Origin of the sequence: Pseudomonas sp. G5001 (assembly GCF_013385475.1) — a bacterium.
Lineage (GTDB): Bacteria > Pseudomonadota > Gammaproteobacteria > Pseudomonadales > Pseudomonadaceae > Aquipseudomonas.
Genome location: NZ_JACAPZ010000013.1, coordinates 42,615 through 65,439, shown reverse-complemented (window position 1 = coordinate 65,439; position 22,825 = coordinate 42,615). Strand labels below are relative to the sequence as shown.

The window sequence follows — 22,825 nt, the reverse complement described above, 5'->3', positions numbered from 1 at the left end:
CACGGACAACGCTGTGCCGATGAGGCGAGAAGGGCCGGTAGGCTTTTTCCGCGCGCGGGCTGGTTCCTGAAGAATCTTCTCTGCAATGCCGCGCAAGTGCCGGTAAAGTAAGCCATCTCTTGCCAGGGCAGTCGGATGAATAGCGTGCAGCGTTTACGGCCAATGTTGATGGTGTTGTTGATGACGGTGGCCTGGGCCACGAGTGTGCGGGCCGATGACGGCGTGGCACTGACGTCCATCGACCAGGTGCCCGATGGCGTAGAAGTGCGGGGTAAACAGGTCGGCGCCTTCGTCTGGAGCGACAAACAGGGCAAGAACCTGGTGGTACTCGCAGAGCAAGTCAGCGAACGCGACGACGACGGTGCGCAGTCGGCCTTTGTCTACGCCGCCCAGTACCTGCTCGACGGTGACCGGCCCAAGCGCCTGTGGATGCTCTACGACGACGTGCAGCATTGCGAGTTCGATGCCGGAGCGCACTTCAACAGCGACGCCACCCGGGTCACCGACCTGCTGGGCGATGGCATCAGCCAGGTCACCGTGGGGTATAGCCGCACCTGCACCAGTGACGTCAGCCCCAATGATTTCAAGCTGATCATGCACATCGGCAAGTCGCAGAAGTACCGCCTGCGCGGCATCGACCGCTATGGCGCCAGCTGGTGGGATGAAGACGCCGGCGCCCTGCAGGGCATGCCGTTGCCCAAGGATTGCAGCATCGCCGCCCAACAGGCGCTGGTCAGCCAGTACAAGGAGCAGGGTACCGAGCTGCCGCTTCCTGGCTGTTACGGCGACGAAGAAGATTTTGCCAGGGCGCCCAAACCGTACCTGGAGTTCATGCGCCAGCACTGGTTTGCCTTGATGCAGAAGCAGGACACCGACTGGAGCCAGCAGCAGACGCCAGCCCCGGCGGAAGACGATCAGGAATAGCCCCGGGGATTGACCTGCGCTAGACTCGGCGCTCGCCAATTCACTAAATATGTCGATTAAACAGATGGTTAGTCGACATATTTAATCCAAAGGCTGATCTACCTTGACTGAGTCTACCCGCAACCCGCTGACCCTCTATCTCACCCGCCTGGCGCCCTCCAGCCAGCTGACCATGCGCTACGTGCTGCAGGACGCTGCCGACCGCCTGGGCTTTGAAGACATCAACCTCGAAGACATCGACTGGCACCTGCTGCAGCCCGAACACGTCATGGCCCTGGTGGCGGTGCTGCGGGAAGACGGGTATGCGCCGAACACCTCATCGCTGTACGTCAACGCCGTGCGCGGGGTGATGAACGAAGCCTGGCGCATGAGCCTGATCAGCCAGGACCACCTGCTGAAGATGCGCTCGGTCAAGGCCATGGCCGGCACCCGCCTGAGCCAGGGGCGCAACCTGCGGCGTACGCTGATTCGTGAGTTGATGGAAGTCTGCGCCGCCGATCCGCGCCCCCAGGGCCTGCGGGATGCGGCGGTGATCGGGATCCTGTATGGCTCGGGCATGCGCAAGTCGGAATCGGTGAACATCGAGCTGGGCCAGGTCAACTTTGACGAGCGCAGCCTGCAGGTTACCGGCAAGGGCAACAAGCAATTGATCAAGTACGCACCGGCCTGGGCCTTTGCCAAGCTGGAGGCATGGCTGGCGTTTCGCCGCAGCCAGTTGAAACCGGGTGAGCAGGACGATGGTTTCCTGTTCAACCGGATTCGCCGGGGCAGCCATATCACCCGCGAGCGCATCACCAAACACGCGATTTACTACATCGCCCGCCAGCGTGGGGAACAGGTCGGCGTGAAAATCATGCCCCATGATTTCCGCCGTTCGTTTATCACGCGGGTCATTGAAGAGTACGACCTGTCGATCGCCCAGAAGCTGGCGCACCACACCAATATCCAGACCACCGCCACCTACGATGTGCGCGACGACAATGAGCGGCGCAGGGCCGTGGATCGGTTTGACCTGTAGGGCCGCCCGTAACCTGGCCCGCCAACTGCCTTGAACTCTGCCCGGCAGCCGCGCTCGCAATAGTAGGGCGCGGGTTTTGCCGCGTGCCGTGTTTATTCAGTCGAAGGAGCAGACCATGGATACCTACAACATCAACAAGACCGGCACGGGTTGGGCGTTGACCAAGCAGGGCTCGGCACGGCCGTCGAAAACGGCGGAGACCAAGGAGGCGATCGTTGAGTTGGCGAAAGAGTTTCTCAGCGACAAGACGGCGTCGCTGAGGATTCACAGCATGGATGGGCGGATTCAGGAGGAAAGAACCTATCCGCGCAAGGCTGACCCGACACGATCTCCGGGCTGACCGAGCACCCAATGTGGGAGCGGGCTTGCTCGCGAAGGCGGTGGTTCAGTTACACATGCATTGCCTGACACTCCGCCTTCGCGAGCAAGCCCGCTCCCACACTGGATTTGCATCCGACCCTAGAGAATCGGCTTGCCGCCCGTCACCGCATACCGCGAGCCCGAGATGTAACTCGCCTCATCCGACGCCAGCAACACATAGATCGGTGCTACTTCCACCGGCTGGCCGGGGCGGCCCAGCGGTGTCTCGCTGCCGAAGCTGTTCACGTCTTCGTCCGGCATCGTCGAGACAATCAACGGCGTCCAGATCGGCCCCGGCGCCACGCTGTTCACGCGGATGCCCTTGCTGCCCAGCAGTTGCGCCAGGCCACCGGTAAAGTTCGCAATCGCGCCCTTGGTGGCGGCGTATGCCAGCAACGTTGGCTTGGGCATATCGGAATTCACCGAGCTGGTATTGATGATCGACCCGCCGGCCTTCATATGCGGCAGCGCCGCCTTGCAGATGCGAAACATCGCGGTGATGTTGATATCGAAGGTCTTGACCCATTCCTCGTCGGGTATTTCTTCGAGGGTCTCGTGGGTCATCTGGAATGCAGCGTTATTGACCAGCACGTCGATCCGCCCGAACTGCTCGACGGTCTGGTCGACAATCGCCTGGCAGTTGGCTTTTTGCGCGAGGTCGCCGGGCAGCAACAGGCATTGGCGGCCGGCTTCTTCCACCCAGCGTGCGGTTTCCTTCGCGTCCTCGTGTTCGTCCAGGTAGGCGATTGCCACATCGGCACCTTCGCGGGCAAAGGCAATCGCCACGGCGCGGCCGATACCGCTGTCGGCGCCGGTGATCAGGGCGATCTTGTTGGCCAGGCGGCCGGAGCCGGTGTAGCTCTTCTCGCCGCAGTCGGGATAGGGGTCCATCTTCTTCTGCGAACCGGGAACGGATTGGGCCTGGCTGGCGAAAGGTGGGCGCGGGTAGTCAATCATCTCAATCTCCATAGATCACAACGGGTTCTATGGATTAGTGATTTTCAGCTGCCGGATAGTTGTAATCGATGCCGGTCGAGCCCGACGAATGGTTTGCGCTCAACCGTGCTGGCAGGCATCGCCCAGGCGCATGTAGTCCAGTTCATGACGCACGCCGTGGCTGTCGATGTAGACCATATGACCCTTGACCGGCCCGCACTCTGTGGAGGATTCGGTACTGACGCGCACCACCTTGGCGATGTCCAGGTCCTGGGAATAGTCGTACGCCTCGCTGGCGGGGGTGTTGGCACTCACAGTGGGTACCCGGGTTTCGCCCTGGGCGAAGGCAAGTGTGCTGAACAGGCCCAGCACGGCGATAAGCAGATAACGCATGAGAACCTCCGACACCACGAAGGTGGTGGCTTGACTGTGGGGTTCATTCTACAAAGCACCTGGCGCGGGGATGAACGCTTGCGGGCCAATAGAAGACATCAGCCAAATCGATGCAGCAAGCCTCTTATAACCGGTTATAAACTCATAGCATCTTCGCCTAAACGCAGCCCTATAAATATCCGTCTGCCGTTGCTCATCCCTGTAGACACATACAACAGGGAGTTCCTCGATGTTTTTATTCAAACAACAACTACCAAGGCTGACGCTGGCGGCGGCGCTGGCGATGGGAGTGTGCACGACATCGGTGATGGCCCAGGAAGCGGCCGGCCAGGTGTTCACCTTCGATATCGCTGGCGGCCCGCTTGATACGGTGCTGCTGGATATCTCCCGGCAGACCGGGGTGATGATTTCGTTCAATCAACAGTGGGTGCAGGGCAAGCGCAGTGCCGCCATCCGCGGCGATTTGGGCAGCCTGCAAGCGGTGGACAAGGCGTTGCAGGGCAGCGGCCTGCAAGTGAGCGACAGCGAACAGGGGCTGACGGTGCATCCAGCACCCGTGACGTCCACCAGCGTCGCACCGGCCGAGGGCAAAAGTACTGATTACCGCCTGGAAAAAGTCACGGTGACCGGCTCGGCGATTCGCCGGGTGGACGCGGAAACGGCAGTGCCGGTGACCATCCTGCGGGTCGAGCAATTGCGCGAGCAGGGTGTGAGCACCACCGAGGAGTTGATCAACCGCATTTCGGCCAACCAGTCTGCCGTTGGCTCCGGGCGTTCGGTGGGTTCCAGCAGCGGCGGTGCGGCGTATGCCGACTTGCGCGGGATTGGCGCGAACAAAACCCTGGTGCTGCTCAATGGCCGGCGCCTGAGCAACAACGCCGTCAACACCACCAACGGTTCCGGGGTGGACTTGAACACCATCCCGTTCGCCGCCATCGACCGCGTGGAAGTCCTGCGCGATGGCGCCTCGGCGCTGTACGGTACCGACGCGATTGGCGGGGTGATCAATTTCATTACCAAGACCAGCCTCACCGGTGGGCAACTTTCCACCAACTACGATTCGCCCACACGCTCCGGCGGCGGCGACAGCCATAACTTCAGCGGCAGCTACGGTTTCGGCGACCTTGAAGAGGACCGCTTCAACGTGTTCGGCGTGGTCAGCTACGACAAGCAGACGCGCCTGGCGGCCAAGGACCGTGACTTCACCTACAACTACCAGCCCAGTCGCGGCCTGGATTTCACCTCCGGCACCGCCGCGCCGGCCAACTGGAGCCAGGGCAGCAACGCGACCAACCCGCTGGCCGGCTCCGGTTGCAACTCCCCCGGGCTGCTGTCACGCAATGGCATCTGCCGCCAAAGCCTGTGGAGTTACCTGGACCTGGTGCCGGAAACCGAAAAAACCTCGGCCTTTGCCAAAGCCACCGGCAAGCTGGCCGATGACCATACCGTCAGCCTCGAATACTTCTGGGCGCGCAACGAAAACCGTACGCAGATTGGCCCAGGCACCCTGATGGGCGCCCAGGTCAATCCGGGTACGCCTTTCTATCCGGGCAATGGCATCACCCCGGGCCCCACGGGTTTCGCCCTGGACCCGACACAGCCGGTAGACGTGAACTGGCGTGAAACCGATGCCGGCGCGCGCAAGCACGAAGATGACAACACCAGCCAGCGGCTGCTGCTGAGCTTTGAAGGCAATGTGGCGAACTGGGACTACAACGTCGGCGCGTCCTACAACCAGAACAAAGTGGTGCAAACCATTCTTGACGGCTATGTAAACGACCAGACCATCAGCCAGGGGATTGCCAACGGTGTGATCAACCCGTTCGGGCCGCAGAGTGAAGCGGGCAGGGCGTTGCTCGCCTCCAGCCGCGTCGATGGCGATTACGCCACTGCCGTGGGCCGAGTGAAGAGTATCGACGGGCGCGTAAGCCGTGAAATCGGCGACTGGTTCGGTGCGGGGCCGACGGGCCTGGCGCTGGGCGGTGAATATCGCAAGGAGGATTTCCACCAGGATTTCGCCCAGTTTGCCGAGACCGTGCAGAGCCTGGGCGTAGACCCCAATGGCGCGGTGCGCGGCAATCGCAGCGTGTCGGCCGAGTACGCCGAGGTCAACGTGCCGGTGCTCGAAAGCCTGGAACTGTCTGCCGCCGTGCGTCATGACAAATACAGCGACTTTGGCAGCACCACCAACCCGAAATACTCGTTCCGCTTCCAGCCGTTCAAGGAACTGGTGGTGCGCGGTGCCTACAGTGAAGGCTTCCGTGCGCCGTCGCTGTACGAGTTGTACAACCCGACCTACACCAGCTACACCGTGGCCAACTACAACGACCCGCGCCTGTGCCCGGGCGGCACCCCGGCCAATGGCGGGATCGGCAACCGCGACTGCGCCCAGCAGTTCCGCCGGCAAAGCGGGGGCAACGGCAGCTTGAGCCCGGAAACCGCACGTAACGTGACCTTTGGTTTCGTGTTCCAACCGATTGAGCGCCTCAGTGCCGGCCTGGATTTCTGGTGGATCACCATCGCCAACCAGATTGCCGAGTTTCCTGAGTCGTCGGTATTCGATGACCCGGATGCCTACGGCGACCGCTTGATCCGCAAGGCGGATGGCTCCATCGATCACATCGTTACCGGCCTTGCCAATCTGGGTAAGACCAAGACCAACGGCGTGGATGTGAGTTTCGACTACCGCTTCCCGAGCACCGCCATCGGTGACTTCGGCATCGGCCTGCAAGGCACCTACGTCAACGAATACAAATACCAGCAGGAGCTCAAGGGCGACTACATCGACAAACTCGGTGATTTCCGTGGCGGCGAGTTCTCCACCGCGGGCGCCGTTGCACGCTGGCGCCACAGCCTGACCGGCACCTGGGCCCGCGGACCGCTGGGCGTCAGCCTGACCAACCGCTACACCAGTGGCTATCACGACTCGGACCCCGACACCCACGACTCCGTAGGCTCCTACAACGTCTGGGACCTGGCGGGTACCTACAACTGGAGCAAGTCCCTGGCTGTCACGCTGGGCGCGAAAAACCTGTTTGACCGCGCGCCGCCGTTCAGCAACCAGACCTATGCGTTCCAGAGCGGGTACGACCCGAAATACGCCGACCCGTTTGGCCGCATCCTCTATACCCGGGTCAGCTATAACTTCTGATTGTTCATCAGGTCCAGACACTGCTCTATAAAAACAGGCGGATCCACTGCACCCATCCCGTAGGTGCAGCGGGATTCGCCGGTCCATAACCTTATTCCAAAACGGTATTTCCAGGCTTTTCATAAGACTCCTTATGATCACGTCATAACTCGTTATGACAAGTGGCCCTGATGAACGAATCAACCGTCGCCTTATCCCCTCTGTCCAGCGTTCCGCTGCATGCCCAACTGCGGGACCTGCTGCGCAGCCGCATCCTTGATGGTGAGTACGCGCCGAACACCCAGATGCCTTCCGAGAGCGAACTGGGCACGCGCTTCAAAGTCAGCCGCATCACCGTGCGCCAGGCCCTGGGTGATCTGCAAAAGGAAGGCCTGATCTACAAGATCCACGGCAAAGGCACCTTTGTTTCCAAACCCAAGGCTTATCAGAACGTCAGCACCCTGCAGGGGTTGGGCGAGTCCATGACCGAGCGCGGCTATGAAGTGATCAACCGCCTGCGCAGCTACCGCTTCGTGCCCGCCGACAAGCTGGTGGCCGAGCGCCTGGGCGTGGAGGAGGGCAGCACTGTCGCGCAGATCAAGCGGGTACGGCTGATCAACCGCGAACCGGTGTCGCTGGAAATCACCTACCTCAGCCAGGCCCTGGGCGAACGCCTGGAAAACGCCGACCTGGTAACCCGCGACATCTTCCTGATCCTGGAGAACGACTGTGGCTTGCAACTGGGTCACGCCGACGTGGCGATTGACGCGGTACTCGCCGACAGCGAGCTGACCCAGGCGCTGAACGTCGAGGCCGGCTCGCCGATCATGCGCATCGAACGCCTGACCCACACCGCAGACGGCCAGCCCGTGGACTTCGAACACCTGTATTACCGTGGCGACGCGTTTCAGTATCGCCTGCGCATCGACCGTCAGCGAGGTAGCCGCCCGTGAGCCGCCAAACCCTGGAACTGGAATACGACATCGTGGTGATCGGCGGCGGCACAGCCGGCCCCATGGCGGCGATCAAGGCCAAGGAGGCCAACCGCGATCTGCGCGTATTGCTGATCGACAAGGCCAACGTCAAGCGCAGCGGCGCCATCAGCATGGGCATGGACGGCCTCAACAACGCGATCATTCCCGGCCACTCCACGCCGGAGCAGTACACCAAGGAAATCACGATTGCCAACGACGGCATCGTCAATCAGGCGGCGGTGTACGCCTACGCGACCCACAGTTTTGAAACCATCGAGCAGTTGGACCGCTGGGGCGTGAAGTTCGAGAAGGACGAAACCGGCGATTACGCGGTGAAAAAAGTCCATCACATGGGCGCCTACGTGTTGCCGATGCCTGAAGGGCACGACATCAAGAAGGTGCTGTATCGCCAGCTCAAGCGCGCCCGGGTCAGCATCACCAACCGCCTGGTGTGCACCCGCTTGCTGACCGACAGTGAAGGCGCGGTGAATGGCGTGATGGGTTTTGACTGCCGCACTGCGGACTTCCAGGTGATCAAGGCCAAGGCGGTGATCCTCTGCTGCGGCGCGGCCGGCCGCCTGGGCTTGCCGTCCTCGGGTTACCTGATGGGCACCTATGAAAACCCGACCAATGCCGGCGACGGCTACGCCATGGCCTACCACGCCGGAGCCGAACTGGCGAACCTGGAGTGCTTCCAGATCAACCCGCTGATCAAGGATTACAACGGCCCGGCATGCGCCTATGTCACCGGCCCCTTGGGCGGCTACACCGCCAACAACAAGGGCGAACGCTTCATCGAGTGCGACTACTGGAGCGGGCAGATGATGTGGGAGTTCCACCAGGAACTGGAAAGCGGCAACGGCCCGGTGTTCCTCAAGCTCGATCACCTGGCGGAGGAAACCATCCAGAACATCGAGCAGATCCTGCACAGCAACGAGCGCCCCAGCCGTGGCCAGTTCCACGCCAACCGGGGCACCGACTACCGCAGCCAGATGGTCGAGATGCATATCTCCGAGATCGGCTTTTGCAGCGGGCATTCGGCGTCGGGCGTGTGGGTCAACGAGCGCGCGGAAACCTCGGTCAAGGGCTTGTATTCAGCGGGCGACATGGCGGCGGTGCCACATAACTACATGCTCGGCGCGTTCACCTATGGCTGGTTTGCCGGCACCAACGCGGCAAGCTTTGTGGCCGGGCGCGAATTCAGCGCGGTGGATGCCCGGCAAGTGGCCGCCGAGCAGGCTCGGGTCTATGCGCCACTGGACCGCGAAACCGGTCTGCCGCCGGCCCAGGTCGAGTACAAGCTGCGGCGCTTCGTCAACGATTACCTGCAGCCGCCCAAGGTCACCCGCAAGATGGAAATCGGCTTGCAACGCTTCGCCGATATCGAGCGCGACCTGGACCAGATGAAGGCGCACAACCCCCATGAATTGATGCGCGCCATGGAAACCAGCGTGATCCGCGACTGCGCCGAAATGGCTGCCCGCGCCTCGCTGTACCGCGCCGAAAGCCGCTGGGGCCTGTACCACTACCGGGTCGATCACCCGCAACGCAACGACGCCGACTGGTTCTGCCATTGCCACCTGAAAAAGGGCGAGGACGGGCAGATGGTCAGCTTCAAGAAACCCGTCGAGCCCTATGTGATCCCGCTGGATGCCGAAGAGATGCAGGCTTACGACCGCCTGCGCGTAGGGGCTGACGCCGCCTGAATGTGCCCCCCAAGCTCGCTCACCACAGGACACCGTGAAATGGCCTATCAGCCCCAGGAAATATTCTTTCGCTCCAACGCCCCGGTAACGGTGGACGAGGACAAGTGCATCGCCGAAAAAGGCTGCACGGTCTGCGTCGACGTGTGCCCGATGGACCTGTTGGCGATCAACCCGGCAACGCAGAAGGCGTACATGGCGTTCGATGAATGCTGGTATTGCATGCCCTGTGAAAAAGATTGCCCCACCGGCGCAGTCAAGGTCGAGATTCCGTACCTGTTGCGCTGAGACCTGCCGCAAACGCCATCCGCCAACCCCGGACGCAGCCCTAGCCACACCCCCTCGTTTCCCACCGCGCCAGACCGTGGCGGAGACGATTCCTTCAACCATGATTCGAGGGGAACTACCCAATGTTATTGCGCGCAACCCTGGCCGGCCTGGTGCTGGCTTGCTTGAGCCTGTCGGCCCAGGCACAAACGATCCGGGTGGCCATCGGCACCCAGGACACCACCATCAACTGTGCCGCGGGCGGCTTGCTGATCCGCGAACTGGGGCTGCTGGACAAATACCTGCCGCACGACGGCAAGTACAAGGACGCGACCTACGACGTGCAGTGGAAAAACTTCACCAGTGGCGCGCCGCTGACCAATGAAATGGTCGCCGGCAAACTGGACTTTGGCGCAATGGCCGACTTCCCCGGTGCCTTCAACGGCGTAGCGTTCGAGGCGGCGGGCAAGCACAGCCTGTTCATCAGCGTGTTGTCGGGCAACATCAAGGGCAGCGGCAACGGCATTGTGGTGCCGGTCGCTTCCAGCGCCCAGTCCCTGGCGGACCTCAAAGGCAAGACGATTTCCGTGCCGTTCGCCTCCACGGCCCATGGCATGTTGCTGCGTGCTGTCGCGGCCCAGGGCTGGGACCCGCTCAAGGACGTCAACATTATTGCCCAGGCGCCCGAAGTGGCAGGCTCGGCGTTGCAGGCCAACAAGATCGACGCCCATGCCGACTTTGTGCCGTTCGGCGAACTGTTCCCCAACCGTGGTTTCGCCCGCAAGATCTACGACGGCTCGCAATCCAACACCCCGACGTTCCACGGCGCGCTGGTGGACGAAAGTTATGCCAAACAGTACCCGGAAGTGGTCGTCGCCTACCTGCGCGCGAGTATCGAGGCCAATCAGTTGCTGGCCGCAGAGCCGGAGAAGTACAGCGAGCTGATCGAAAAAGTCACCGGCGTCGAAGCCGAGGTCAACTACCTGTTCCATGGCCCGCTGGGCGTGCAGACCCGTGACTTGAGCTGGAAACCCGAATACCGCCAGGCCGTGGGCACCGCGATCGACACCCTCAAGCTGCTGAAAAAGGCCGACCGTGGCCTGGACCTCAATACCTTTATCGATGACCAGTACATCCGTGCCGCGTTCAAGGCTTCGGGCCTGGACTATGCGGCGCAATTGGGCAACTACGCCCAGGCCCCGCTGAAGGCCAACGACGCCCTGAGCGGCGCGCCGATCACTGACTGGAAGCACGTCGCGCAAATCTGGGTCAAGGGTGAGCCCAAGGTGCGTGATTACGCGTCGGCCGAGGCGGCGTTCACCGCGCTGGACAGCCTGAACAAACAGGGCAAGGCGGTGCGCGCCGTGTATGCCCAGGCCGAAGACAGCGGCATCAAGCTGCTGGCGAGCCAGGCCTGGTTTGCGACCAACCAGCACGGCCAACTCAGTGCATTCCTGCTCAAGGGCCAGGCGCAGCAATTTGCCCAGGCCCGGGGCGGCAAGGTGTTCAATTTCACCGACGCCGGCGCGCAGGCCGTTGCCGGTCGCTGAGGGAGCGTGTTCATGACAAGCACCCCATGGCGCTGGCTGCCCAAGGCCGCTTCCTTGCTGTTGTGCCTGCTGTTCTGGCAGTTGGCGGCCAGCCAGCACTGGAACCTGTGGCTGGTGACATTTGCCAATGTGCCCACGCCGGGCTCCGTGGTGCAGGCTGCCCTGGGGCTGGCGGACTCGGGCAAGCTTGTGCGGCACTTGAGCGCAAGCCTGACCCGGGTGTTCGAGGGCTACCTGGCGGCCGCGCTGGTGGGGATCGGCCTGGGCATCGCGATTGGCCGCTGGAAGTGGGCGGAAGACCTGCTGTTGCCGCCGCTGGAGGTGATCCGGCCGATCCCGGCGGTGGCCTGGATCCCGCTGGCGATCCTGATGTTCCCGTCGTCGGAGCTGTCGATGATCTTCATCACCTTCACCGGCGCGCTGTTTCCGGTACTGCTCAATACGGTGCATGGCGTGGAAGGCGTCGATCCTCGGCTGATCGCCTCGGCGCGCAGCCTGGGGGCAGGGCGCCGGGCGATCCTGCTGGAGGTGATTTTGCCGGGCGCCGCGCCGAGCATCATCACCGGCCTGGCGATTGGCATGGGCACTTCGTGGTTCTGCCTGGTGACGGCGGAAATGATCTCCGGCCAGTACGGTATCGGCTATTACACCTGGGAGTCCTACACCATCCAGAACTATGCCGACATTGTCGTTGGCATGCTGTTGATCGGCGTGCTGGGCATGGGCAGCAGCCTGTTGGTCAAGCGTCTCGGCGCACTGTTCACTCCCTGGCATCGACCACGAGGTAAAGCCTGATGAGTCATCTTGAAGGCCGTGTCGACATACGCGGCTTGTCCATTGTATTGGGCGAACAGCAGCAGGCATTCGAGGCGGTGAAAGCCCTGGATTGCAGGATCGAGCCGGGGCAGTTCGTGTGCATCCTCGGCCCGTCCGGGTGTGGCAAGTCGACCTTGCTCGGCGCGCTGGCCGGGCATCTCACACCAAGCCAGGGCACGCTGGAAATGGATGGCCGGCCGGTTGCCGGCCCGTCCCACCAACGGGGCATGGTGTTTCAGCAACACACACTGTTCCCTTGGCGTTCGGTACGCGAAAACGTCGCCTTCGGCCTGAAGATGCGCGGCGTAGGCAAGGCCGAGCGCCTGGCCGCCGCCGATGAGATCCTTCACCTGGTGGGCCTGGAAGGTTTTGCCGAGCGCTGGCCCAACCAGCTGTCGGGTGGCATGCAGCAGCGGGTGGAAATTGCCCGGGTATTGATCAATCGTCCCGGCCTGCTGTTGATGGATGAGCCGTTCGGCGCGCTGGATGCCCTGACCCGCATGAAGATGCAGGCCTTGCTGCTGGACATCTGGACGCGCATCCGCACCACCGTGGTGTTTGTCACCCATGACATCGACGAAGCGCTGTTCCTGGCCGACCGCATCCTGGTGATGAGCCCGCGCCCCGGGCGCATCATCGAGGATTTCCAGCTGACTTTTCCAAGGCCGCGCAGCACCGAACTGATGACCTCGCCGGAATTTACCCACCTCAAGCGCCATTGCCTGGAGCTGCTGCACCACGAAGATGGTCGCCAGTTACCACGGCTGAACCCGCTCGGGCTACCCAACGATCACCCAAGACCGCGATTTGCCATATGACCTATGAAACCGAAAACCCCGACATCCAAGCCCTGCGCTCGCGGCTGCAAGCGCCGGATGCCGGCATGCGCCGGATCGCCCTGATTGACCTGGCTGACCTGGAAGACCCCGACGGCCTGGTGTGGTTGGTGGACAGCCTGCGCCACGACCCGGCCACCGACGTGCGCGCCCAGGCTGCCAGCCTGCTGGAGGCGTGGGAAGAAGACGCAGTGGTCGAGGCGCTGTGCCAGGCGCTGACCGACACTGAAGCGTCGGTACGTGATGCCGCCGCCCAGAGCTTGAGCGTACTCAAGACGACGCAGGCGGGCCGGCTGTTATTGCCTTGGGCCACCCACGCCGACGTCAGCGTGCGCACGGCAATCTTCCGTGCCCTGCGCGAGTTGCGCCTTGAAGCGGCGGCGCCGTCGGCAATGCTGGCGCTGAGCGATACCGATGCGGGGGTGCGCCGCGAAGCGGTCGGTGTGCTCGGCTGGCTCAAGCACCTGCCGGCATTGGACGCCCTGGCGAGGTTGGCCAGCAGCGATCCGGACACCGAAGTCCGGCGTGCCGCCACCGGCGCCCTCGGCCTGGCCAGTGATGAGCGGGTACTGCCGGCGCTGTATGAAGCGTTGCAGGACGCCACCTGGCAAGTACGGGAAGAGGCCGCGACCACCTTGGGCAAAGTCGGTAGCACCCGCGCGGGCGACGCCTTGATCACGGCGCTGGCCGATGACTACTGGCAAGTCCGCCTGCGCGCTACCCGCAGCCTTGGGCGCCTGCGGTATGCACCGGCGTTGTCGGCGCTGCTCCTGACGTTGGGCCACAGCATCAGCAACCTGCGCAAGGAAGCCGCCCTGGCGCTGGGCGAGTTGGGCGACCGACAGGCCCTTGGCCCGCTGCGTGATGCGGCCGACGATGGCGACCCGGAAGTACGCAAGGCGGTGCGCATTGCCCTGGCACAACTGCAATGAACAGTGCACCGAACGGCATTGGCCGCGATGATGATGGGCGCTTGAGGCTGGAATGGCGCGACGGCGTGCAATGGATCGACCACGCTCGCCTGCGCCGTGAATGCCCGTGCTCGCAGTGCCGGGCCTTTCGGTTGAGAGGCACGGCGCCGCTGGTGTCGGACCGTGTCCGGGTGCTGGAGGTCCATCCCCAGGGGTATGGCGTGCAGTTGATCTTCAGCGATGGGCACCAGCGGGGGATTTACCCGTGGGCTTATTTGGCGGCAATGGGGCTCCAGACCGGGGCGCCAATCTCCGCTGGTCAGGTGCGCGACTGAGGTTGCAGGTGTGCCGGCAGGCGGCGCAGCGTCCACCACACCGTCAGCATCGCTGCCACGGCGCTGAGGGCGATGCCGATCAACATCGGCGCCGGTGTGTGGTCTGCGAACAGGCCGGCCAGGGACATGGCTACGGCGGCGGTGATCATCTGGATCGCGCCCAACAGCGCCGAGGCCGAACCGGCCACGGCACCGTGATCTTCCAGGGACAACACGCCGGCCGCCGGCAACAGCAAGCCGAGAAAGCCAAAGCCAATAAACAGCAGTGCCATCATTAACGGCAGGCTGTTGCCCCACAGTGTGGTAAGTGCCAGCAAGGTCATGACGGTCGCCACGCCCGCCACCGACCAGCGAATCAACGGCGCGAGGCCGAAGCGTGCACTCAAGCGCGCGGTCAACTGGCTCAGGGCAAAAAACGACGCCGCGTTGAGGGCAAAGCACAGGCTGAATTGCGTTGGCGTGAGCCCGTAGTATTCGATGTAGACGAATGGCGCGCTGCCGATGAACACGAAGAATGTCGCAAGGCCAAAACCGCCCACTACCGACAACCCGGTAAACACCGGATCACGCAGCAACGCGCCGTAGCTGCCGAACGCATTGCCCAGGGTCTTGCCCAGGCGGCGTTCGGCGGGGTGGGTTTCCGGCAATTGCACGGCGGTCATGATCAGGCACAGCACTGCGGCCACACCCAGTACCCAAAACACTTCGCGCCAGCTCCACACTGCAATGATCACGCTGCCGGCCAGCGGTGCGAGAATCGGTGAAATGCTCACCACCAGCATCAGCAACGCCATCAGGCGCGCGGCTTCATGGCCGGTGTACAAGTCACGCACAATCGCCCGTGGAATCACCATCCCGGCGCAGGCGCCAAAGGCCTGCAACGCCCGGAAGCCGATCAGCACCTCGATGGAGGGGGCGAGGGCGCAACCAATGCTGGCCACGATGAAAATCGCCAGGCCGGCATAGATCGGCGGCTTGCGCCCGAACACATCGCTGATCGGGCCGTAGAACAGCTGGCACACACCGATGATCATGAAGAACACCGTCAGGCTCATCTGCACCGCGGCAGGCGAGGCATGCAGGCTGGCGCCGAGTGTCGGCAACGCCGGCAGGTAGCTGTCGATGGCAAACGGGCCGACGGCGGTGATCAACCCCAGCAGCAGGGCGAGGTGGGCGATACTTCGAGACATGGTGGTTCCGGGCGGCGGTAAAAAAGAGGGGCCAGCTTAGTGATCGCCCTCGGCGCATACAAGCCGGTGTTTACAGACTCGCTACAGAGTCACCAGCGGCAGGGTGTCGTGAATAGGCAATTGATACGGGAGATAGACGTAAAGTATTGATTTAACTCAACTAAATATCCATTTAGTCGAGTTGGATATTTCGCGAATTTAAGGCTGGGCGAGGGCGGTCGCTCGGCGCTCACTGATGCGTTCAACCGCCAGCATATGGTCGGTGCCCCATTGGCAAAGCGGCCCCAATGCCTGGGCCAGCGAGCGTCCGAAGGGAGTCAGGGAGTATTCGACCTTTGGCGGTATCTCCTTGTAGTCGATGCGCGCGATGATTTCATCGCGTTCCAGCTCCTTCAATTGCTGGATCAGCACCTTGTCCGTCACGCCGCCAACGGCGCGCCGCAGTTCGCCATAACGGTGAACTTCATGGGCCAGGTGATACAGGACCAACGGTTTCCATTTCCCGCCAATCACCGCCAGGGCGGCGTCGAGCCCGCAGTTAAAGGTGCTGTTTGACATGTTTTTGCCCTCAGGCTGGGTACTTACCAAAAGGTGCATACTATTCAAAACAATAGCGCAGATCTACGCTTGGGCCTCAACATTTGAGGGAAACACTCATGAACAGGCTCAACGGGAAAATCGCCGTCGTCACCGGTGGCAACAGCGGGATCGGCTTGGCCAGCGCCATACGCTTTGCGGCCGAAGGTGCACAGGTCGTTATCGTGGGACGCCGCCAGGATGAACTGGACAAAGCCTTGGTCCTGATCGGGCATGACGCGATCGCGATCCAGGGCGACATTTCAAACCTGCGTGATCTTGAGCGGGTATTCGCGCAGATCAAGGCTGACAAAGGTCGTGTAGATGTGTTGTTCGCCAATGCGGGCCTTGGGGATCTGGAGCCCATTGGTGCGATCACGGAGGAATCGTTTGATCGCACCTTTGGCGTGAACGTGAAAGGCACGTTGTTCACCGTACAGAACGCGTTGCCATTGATGAGCGCCGGTGGCTCGATTGTGCTGACAGGTTCGACGACGGCCTCGATGGGCACCGCAGCGTTCAGCGTCTACAGCGCGTCGAAAGGCGCACTGCGAAACTTCGCAAGAAGCTGGGCGCTGGATCTGCAAGGCACAGGTATTCGCGTGAACGTGCTTTCACCTGGGCCGACAACGACACCAGGTTTGGACAGAGCGCTATCAGGTACCGGCCAGAAGGATGCGATTGTCGATTCGATGGTTACGCGTGTACCGCTGGGTCGTATGGGGCAGCCAGATGAAGTGGCGAATGCGGCATTGTTCCTGGCATCGGATGAGAGCAGCTTCATGACGGGCAGCGAGATGTTCGTGGATGGCGGTTTCGCTCAGGTGTGATCCAGGCTCATCGACCAAATCGAGACAGGCTGGGTTTGGTCGATGAGGAGCGTGGTGCACTGGTTGAAATCTGGCTGGCACTGGCCCTGATAACGGATCATATGATTACGCATAATGTATATTATGTTAAATGACGTATAGCGCCCGGGATTTGCTTGAGCAGGAAATGCGCTCGAGTGGCTAACGCACCTTGCCCTTTCAGATCAAACCGACCGGCCATGTACTTGGGGACAGTCAGTGCCAGCGCGACGACAGCCAACACCAGCGGTAAAAGCGAAACCCACAGCACTGTATTCCAGCCATAAGCCGACAGCAGCCCACCCGACGAAAAAGACCCGACCGCCATTACGCCGAACACTCGGATCTGGCCTACTACGTCATTTATCGGCCTGAGTGCGCCAGCCTGCCCAAACTGACGACGTTCCGGGACTGGTTGTTGGCAGAAGCACAGCAGACGGTAAAGCGTGAAATCAGCGCCCACTAGGCTGTACTACTCGCGATTCCTCAACGACGACGCTACCAGCAAATCCCGCGTATAGGCATGCTCCGGTGCGTCGAACAATTGCTCGGTACTCCCCGCCTCCACGACCACGCCATCCTTCACCACGATCAAGTCGTGAGCCAACGCCCTTACCACCGCCAGGTCGTGGCTGATAAACAAGTAGGTCAGCCCATGCTCCTCCTGCAACCTGCGCAGCAAGCTCACCACCTGCTTTTGCACGGTGCGGTCGAGGGCTGAGGTGGGTTCGTCGAGCAATATCAAATCCGGCTTAATCACCAGTGCGCGGGCGATCGCGATGCGTTGGCGCTGGCCGCCGGAGAATTCGTGGGGGAAGCGATGGCGCGTATCGGGGTCGAGTCCGACGTCGCGCAACACGGCAATCACTTGAGCTTCGCGCGCGCAAGCATTGAGGTCCGTGTGTACGCGCAGTCCTTCTTCGATGATTTGCTGCACGCTCATGCGCGGACTGAGGCTGCCGAACGGGTCTTGAAACACCACCTGTAGTTTGCGCCGCCACGGACGCAGGGCCTTGCCTTTGAGTGCGTCGAGGGCCTGGCCCTCGAAGCGAATGCTGCCTTGGGCGTCGATCAACCGCAGGATCGCCTGGCCAAGGGTGGATTTGCCCGAGCCGGATTCGCCAACAATGCCCAAGGTTTTGCCACGTTGCAGGCGCAGGTCGATGCCGTCCACCGCCTTGATTGGCGGTTTGCGCCGCAGCAGGCCGCCTTGCGGGAACCAGACCTTGAGGTTGTCCACTTCCAGCAGGTTGTCCGCCGTCTCACGCACCACCGCCCTGCCCTCGGGCTCGGCCTCGAGCAACTGCCGGCTGTAGGCGTGCTGCGGCGCGGCAAACAGTGCCTGGCAGTCGGCCTGTTCGACGATCTGGCCGGCGCGCATCACCGCCACGCGCTGGGCGATGCTGCGCACCACGTTGAGGTCGTGGCTGATCAACAGCAGCGCCATGCCCAGGCGTTGCTGCAGGTCTTTTAGCAGCGCAAGAATGCGTCGCTGCACGGTCACGTCCAGGGCCGTGGTGGGCTCGTCGGCGATCAACAGCAGCGGTTCGCAAGCCAGGGCCATGGCGATCATCACCCGCTGGCGCTGCCCCCCGGAGAGCTGATGCGGGTACGCCGCAAGGCGCTGGCGCGGCTGTTGGATGCCCACCAGTTCGAGCAACTCCAACACGCGCTCACGCGCCGCCGCACCGCCCAGGCCTTTGTGCAGCAGCAGGGTTTCGGACAGCTGCCGTTCCACGCTGTACAGCGGGTTGAGCGAGGTCATCGGCTCCTGAAAGATCATCGCGATGCGATCGCCGCGAATCTGCCTTAAACGCTCCGGCCGCGCGCCGAGCAGCTCTTCGCCCTGGTAGCGAATACTGCCCTGGGTACGCGTGGTGTGGGGCGGCAGCAATTGCAGGATCGAGTGGGCGGTCACCGATTTGCCGGAGCCCGACTCGCCCACCAGCGCCAGGCACTCGCCCGGGTGAATATCCAGGTCGATGCCACGCACCGCTTTGTGCCCGTCGAACGCCACTTTCAGGTTACGAATTTCAATCAACGCGTCAGTCACGGCACAGCTCGCTTATCAGGATCGGGGGTCGAAGGCGTCGCGGCAGGCTTCGCCGATAAACACCAACAGGGACAGGATCAACGCCAACGCAAAAAACGCGGTCAGCGCCAGCCACGGGGCTTGCAGGTTGTTTTTTCCCTGGCCGATCAACTCACCCAGGGACGCACTGCCCGTGGGCATGCCGAAGCCAAGAAAATCCAGGGCGGTGAGGGTCGAAATGGCCCCGGTCAAAATGAACGGCAAGTAGGTCAAGGTGGCAGTCAGCGCGTTGGGCAGAATGTGCCGCAACATCACCTGAACATCGCCCACACCCAGGGCTCGCGCGGCCTTCACGTACTCCAGGTTGCGCCCGCGCAGGAACTCGGCGCGCACCACATCCACCAGGGTCAGCCAGGAAAACAGCGCCATGATCCCCAGCAGCCACCAGAAACCCGGTTCGACAAATCCGGACAAGATGATCAGCAAGTACAGGACCGGTAGCCCCGACCAGATCTCGATCAGGCGCTGCCCCAACAGGTCGACCCAACCGGCGTAATAGCCTTGCAGCGCGCCGGCGGCGACCCCGATCAAAGTGCTCACCACGGTCAGTGCCAAGGCAAATAACAACGATACCCGGGTGCCGAAAATCACCCGCGCCAATACATCCCGGGCTTGATCATCGGTGCCCAGCCAGTTGCTCGCGCTGGGTGGCGCCGGCGAAGGGGTCGTGAGGTCGTAGTTGACCGTGTCGTAGCTGAACGGAATAGGCGCAAACAGCATCCAGCCGCCCTGCCCTTCAATCAGTTCATGCACGTAAGGGTCACGGTAATCCGGCTGAAACGGCAACGTGCCGCCGAAATCCTGCTCGGTGTAGCGCTCGAAGGCCGGGAAATACAGTGAGCCCTGATACGCCATCACCAGTGGCTTGTCGTTGGCCAGCAGTTCGGCACCCAGACATACGGCGAACAGCGCCAGGAACATCCACAGCGACCACCAGCCGCGGCGATTGCGCTTGAAGTGCAGCCAGCGGCGACGAGTAATCGGAGTAAAAACCGGCATCAATGCGACCTCGCGGAAAAATCCAGCCGGGGGTCCAGCAGGCGGTAGCACAGGTCGCCCAGCAACTTGATGACCAACCCGACCAGGGTAAAGATAAACAGCGTGCCGAAGACCACGGGATAGTCCCGTGCCACTGCCGCTTCGTAGCTCAGGCGACCGAGGCCGTCGAGGGAGAAAATCACTTCAATCAGCAACGAGCCGCCGAACAACATCGCGGTGAGCGCCTGGGGCAGGCCAACCACGATCAGTAGCATGGCGTTGCGAAAAACGTGTTTGTACAGCACCTGTTTTTCGCTGAAACCCTTGGCCCGCGCGGTCACTACGTACTGGCGGCTGATCTCGTCGAGGAAGCTGTTTTTGGTGAGGATGGTCAGTGTGGCAAAGCCGCCAATCACCAGCGCCGATACCGGCAAGACAAGGTGCCAGAAGTAGTCCACGACCTTGCCCGCCCATGACAGGCTGGCAAAGTTCTCCGAGACCAGGCCGCGCACCGGAAACCAGTTCAACAGGCTACCGCCGCCGAATACCACGATCAGCAGCAAGGCGAACAGGAACGCCGGCATGGCGTGGCCGATAATGACCGCCGCACTGCTCCACACATCGAAGCGGCTGCCATGGCGCACGGCCTTGCGGATGCCCAGCGGGATCGACACCAGGTAACTGATCAGCGTGGCCCAGAAGCCCAGGGACAAAGTCACCGGCAGTTTTTGCAGGATCAGGTCGGTGACCTTGGCACCGCGAAAGAAGCTATCGCCAAAATCCAGCCGCGCGTAGCTGCTGAGCATCAACCACAGCCGCGCGCCAAGGGGCTTGTCGAAGCCGTATTGGCGCTCGATATCGGCCACCAGCGCGGGGTCCAGGCCACGAGTTGTGCGCGATTCATTGCTGCCGGTTTCCACCCGTGTGCCGGCCACCGACGCTTGGCTGCCGATGCCTTGCAAGCGCGCGATGGCTTGCTCAACCGGGCCACCCGGGGCGGCTTGCACGATAAAAAAGTTGACCAGCAGGATGCACACCAGCGTTGGTACGATCAGCAATAAACGGCGCGCGCTATAGGCCAGCATGTTGGGAAGCCTCAGTCAGTTGACGCATCTGTGCGGTGGTCAGCGGTGTCGGGCTCACTTCCCACCAGGTGTCGATGCCCACGTCATTGAGCGGCGCTGTGCGGGGCCGACCAAAACGGTTCCACCACAGCGAGGACGAGCCCGGCGGGTAATAGTTGGGAATCCAGTAGAAGCCCCGCTGCAACACGCGGTCGAGGGCATGGGCGTAGCGCACCATGGTCGGGCGGTCGTTGGCGCGGACAAGGCCATCGATCAAGGCGTCCACCGCCGGGTTGCGCAGTGCCATGTAATTGTTGGAGCCAGGGTCATCGGCACTCTCGGAACCGAAGTAGTTGGTCAGCTCGCGGCCCGGCGATGGGCTGACCGGGTAGCCGTTGACGATCATGTCGTAGTCCCGTGCGCGCACGCGGTTGGCGTATTGGGCCGAGTCGATCATGCGGATCGTGAAGCCGATGCCGATCTGCGCCAGGTTGCGTTTGTAGGGCAGCAGCAAACGCTCGAAGCCTTTCTGGGCATTCAGGAAGGTGAACTGCAACGGCGTGCCCTCGGCGTTAACCAACTGGTCGCCGCGCGGGGTCCAGCCCGCCTCGGCCAGTAACTTCAGCGCTTGCGCCTGCTGCGGCCGAATGCGCCCGCTGCCATCGGTGCGCGGCGGCTGGTAGACCTGGGTGAACACCTCCTCCGGCACTTGCCCGCGCCAGGGTTCCAGAATGGCCAGCTCCTGGGCATCCGGCAGCTGGGTGGCCGCCAATGCGCTGCGGGAAAAGAAGCTGCGCTGGCGCAGGTACAGGCTGTGCATCATCTGCCGGTTGCTCCAGTCGAAATCCCACAACAGGCTCAGCGCCTCGCGCACGCGGCGGTCCTGGAACTGCGGTTTTTGCAGGTTGAACACAAAACCCTGGGTGCCCTGCACGGCATTCGGTGCCAGTTGTTCACGTTGCAGACGACCGTCGCGCAAAGCCTCGCCGTCGTAGCCCACCGAATAACTGGTGGCGGAAAATTCGCGATTGAAGTCGTAACCCTGGGCTTGCAGGATCTGGCGCGACACGTCGCCGTCGGCAAAAAACTCAAGCCGCAGGGTGTCGAAGTTGTACTGCCCCTGCGTCACCGGCAGGTCTCGCCCCCACCAGTCCTTGACCCGTTCGAAGGTGACACTGCGGCCGTTGTCCACGCTGCTGATACGGTACGGGCCGCTGCCCACCGGCGGTTCAAAGCCGCCGCCGTTGGCGAAATTGCGCCCCTGCCACCAATGTTCCGGCAGCACCGGCAGTGAAGCGAGGTCCAGGGGCAAGGTGCGATTGTCGGCGCTTTTGAAGGTGAACCGCACTTGGGTCGGCGATTCCACCAGCACCTGGTCCACATCGGCAAAGCTTTGGCGATACGCCAGGCTGCCTTCGGTGGTGAACAGCTTGAAGGTGTAGGCCACGTCCTGCGCGGTGATGGGCGTGCCATCGGCAAACCGCGCCTTGGGATTGAGGTAGAAACGCAGCCATGAATGGTCATCTGCCAGCTCCATGCCTTGCGCGACCAACCCGTACACGGTGTACGGCTCATCCTGCGAACGGTACGCCAACGGGCTGTAGAGCCAACCCTGGATCTGGGTGATGCCGGTGCCTTTGTCGACATACGGGATCAGGTGATCAAACGCCCCGCCTTCCATGGACGAGCGACGAAAACTGCCGCCCTTGGGCGCGTTCGGGTTGACGTAATCCAGGTGTTTGAAGTTGGCCGGGTACTTGGGCGCTTCGCCGTATACCGTCAAAGCGTGCGTCGGTTGAGCGAGCAGTGACGGCGCCCAAAGGCCCGTCAGCAGTGCCCACACCATGAAGCGAAACAGGCTCACAAACTCAACTCCTTTTCCAAAAACACTGAAGGCTCACTTATGCAGGGTTGTGCGTCGACG

General features: G+C 62.1%; 22 protein-coding genes. 13 read left to right on the top strand and 9 right to left on the bottom strand.

What is annotated here, in order from left to right; translation table 11 throughout:
* Positions 1–135: 135 nt before the first annotated feature.
* The 3 genes from HX805_RS13240 (at position 136) to HX805_RS13230 (ending at position 2,282) form a co-directional block, all read left to right on the top strand.
* A complete protein-coding gene (locus HX805_RS13240) occupies positions 136–924 on the top strand; it encodes a M949_RS01915 family surface polysaccharide biosynthesis protein (protein ID WP_032899130.1) in 789 nt (262 codons plus the stop codon).
* 103 nt (positions 925–1,027) lie between these two features.
* Complete coding sequence (xerC, locus tag HX805_RS13235) at positions 1,028–1,942, top strand: tyrosine recombinase XerC (protein WP_087692998.1); 915 nt, start codon at positions 1,028–1,030, stop codon at positions 1,940–1,942.
* 115 nt (positions 1,943–2,057) lie between these two features.
* Positions 2,058–2,282, top strand: a complete 225-nt coding sequence (locus tag HX805_RS13230) for a DUF2188 domain-containing protein (protein WP_003217639.1) — start codon at positions 2,058–2,060, stop codon at positions 2,280–2,282.
* A 119-nt stretch (positions 2,283–2,401) separates the two neighbouring features.
* On the opposite strand, the gene HX805_RS13225 is transcribed toward HX805_RS13230, so the two are convergent.
* Entirely contained in the window at positions 2,402–3,259 is an 858-nt protein-coding gene (locus HX805_RS13225) for an SDR family oxidoreductase (RefSeq protein WP_177052034.1), read from the bottom strand.
* A 99-nt stretch (positions 3,260–3,358) separates the two neighbouring features.
* The gene (locus HX805_RS13220) at positions 3,359–3,631 is read right to left on the bottom strand and encodes a DUF2790 domain-containing protein (protein ID WP_177116923.1); all 273 of its coding nucleotides are present in this window, start codon (positions 3,629–3,631) and stop codon (positions 3,359–3,361) included.
* 229 nt (positions 3,632–3,860) lie between these two features.
* Here HX805_RS13220 and HX805_RS13215 point away from each other — a divergent pair, with 229 nt between their 5' ends.
* The 9 genes from HX805_RS13215 to HX805_RS13175 all read left to right on the top strand — a co-directional run bounded on the left by HX805_RS13215 (position 3,861) and on the right by HX805_RS13175 (position 14,153).
* Positions 3,861–6,782, top strand: a complete 2,922-nt coding sequence (locus HX805_RS13215; protein ID WP_177116922.1) for a TonB-dependent receptor — start codon at positions 3,861–3,863, stop codon at positions 6,780–6,782.
* Between the two features lie 170 nt (positions 6,783–6,952).
* Entirely contained in the window at positions 6,953–7,714 is a 762-nt protein-coding gene (locus HX805_RS13210) for a GntR family transcriptional regulator (protein WP_008433419.1), read from the top strand.
* Entirely contained in the window at positions 7,711–9,441 is a 1,731-nt protein-coding gene (locus HX805_RS13205) for a fumarate reductase/succinate dehydrogenase flavoprotein subunit (protein WP_003217648.1), read from the top strand. Before HX805_RS13210 ends, HX805_RS13205 begins: the two co-directional genes overlap by 4 nt.
* Before the next feature lie 39 nt (positions 9,442–9,480).
* Complete coding sequence (locus tag HX805_RS13200; protein WP_003217650.1) at positions 9,481–9,726, top strand: ferredoxin family protein; 246 nt, start codon at positions 9,481–9,483, stop codon at positions 9,724–9,726.
* 122 nt (positions 9,727–9,848) lie between these two features.
* Positions 9,849–11,255 (top strand): ABC transporter substrate-binding protein, encoded by a 1,407-nt coding sequence (locus tag HX805_RS13195; RefSeq protein WP_177116921.1) that lies wholly within the window; start codon positions 9,849–9,851, stop codon positions 11,253–11,255.
* A 12-nt stretch (positions 11,256–11,267) separates the two neighbouring features.
* Positions 11,268–12,050, top strand: coding sequence for an ABC transporter permease (locus HX805_RS13190; protein WP_003217654.1), 783 nt, complete (start codon positions 11,268–11,270; stop codon positions 12,048–12,050).
* Entirely contained in the window at positions 12,050–12,889 is an 840-nt protein-coding gene (locus tag HX805_RS13185) for an ABC transporter ATP-binding protein (RefSeq protein ID WP_177116920.1), read from the top strand. Before HX805_RS13190 ends, HX805_RS13185 begins: the two co-directional genes overlap by 1 nt.
* A complete protein-coding gene (locus HX805_RS13180) occupies positions 12,886–13,839 on the top strand; it encodes a HEAT repeat domain-containing protein (RefSeq protein ID WP_177116919.1) in 954 nt (317 codons plus the stop codon). The genes HX805_RS13185 and HX805_RS13180 overlap by 4 nt, the downstream gene beginning before the upstream one ends.
* Positions 13,836–14,153, top strand: a complete 318-nt coding sequence (locus HX805_RS13175) for a DUF971 domain-containing protein (RefSeq protein ID WP_177116918.1) — start codon at positions 13,836–13,838, stop codon at positions 14,151–14,153. Before HX805_RS13180 ends, HX805_RS13175 begins: the two co-directional genes overlap by 4 nt.
* On the opposite strand, the gene HX805_RS13170 is transcribed toward HX805_RS13175, so the two are convergent.
* Positions 14,138–15,343, bottom strand: coding sequence for a multidrug effflux MFS transporter (locus HX805_RS13170; RefSeq protein ID WP_008433402.1), 1,206 nt, complete (start codon positions 15,341–15,343; stop codon positions 14,138–14,140). The genes HX805_RS13175 and HX805_RS13170 overlap by 16 nt on opposite strands.
* A gap of 198 nt (positions 15,344–15,541) precedes the next feature.
* Positions 15,542–15,901, bottom strand: coding sequence for a helix-turn-helix domain-containing protein (locus HX805_RS13165; protein ID WP_008433396.1), 360 nt, complete (start codon positions 15,899–15,901; stop codon positions 15,542–15,544).
* A gap of 98 nt (positions 15,902–15,999) precedes the next feature.
* Between HX805_RS13165 and HX805_RS13160 the strand changes: the two genes are divergently transcribed.
* Entirely contained in the window at positions 16,000–16,749 is a 750-nt protein-coding gene (locus HX805_RS13160; RefSeq protein WP_087692989.1) for an SDR family NAD(P)-dependent oxidoreductase, read from the top strand.
* A gap of 121 nt (positions 16,750–16,870) precedes the next feature.
* Here the strand turns inward: HX805_RS13160 and HX805_RS32240 are convergent, their stop codons facing one another.
* From HX805_RS32240 to HX805_RS13135, 5 genes are read right to left on the bottom strand one after another with little or no spacing between them, the layout of a single operon-like run.
* Positions 16,871–17,230: a hypothetical protein gene (locus tag HX805_RS32240; RefSeq protein ID WP_218167342.1), complete on the bottom strand. Its 360-nt coding sequence runs from the start codon at positions 17,228–17,230 to the stop codon at positions 16,871–16,873.
* A gap of 9 nt (positions 17,231–17,239) precedes the next feature.
* The gene (locus tag HX805_RS13150; protein ID WP_177081846.1) at positions 17,240–18,820 is read right to left on the bottom strand and encodes an ABC transporter ATP-binding protein; all 1,581 of its coding nucleotides are present in this window, start codon (positions 18,818–18,820) and stop codon (positions 17,240–17,242) included.
* 15 nt (positions 18,821–18,835) lie between these two features.
* A complete protein-coding gene (locus HX805_RS13145) occupies positions 18,836–19,858 on the bottom strand; it encodes an ABC transporter permease (protein WP_173883025.1) in 1,023 nt (340 codons plus the stop codon).
* The gene (locus HX805_RS13140) at positions 19,858–20,922 is read right to left on the bottom strand and encodes a microcin C ABC transporter permease YejB (RefSeq protein ID WP_008433386.1); all 1,065 of its coding nucleotides are present in this window, start codon (positions 20,920–20,922) and stop codon (positions 19,858–19,860) included. Before HX805_RS13140 ends, HX805_RS13145 begins: the two co-directional genes overlap by 1 nt.
* Positions 20,909–22,747, bottom strand: coding sequence for an extracellular solute-binding protein (locus HX805_RS13135; protein WP_177116926.1), 1,839 nt, complete (start codon positions 22,745–22,747; stop codon positions 20,909–20,911). The genes HX805_RS13140 and HX805_RS13135 overlap by 14 nt, the downstream gene beginning before the upstream one ends.
* Positions 22,748–22,825: the final 78 nt, after the last annotated feature.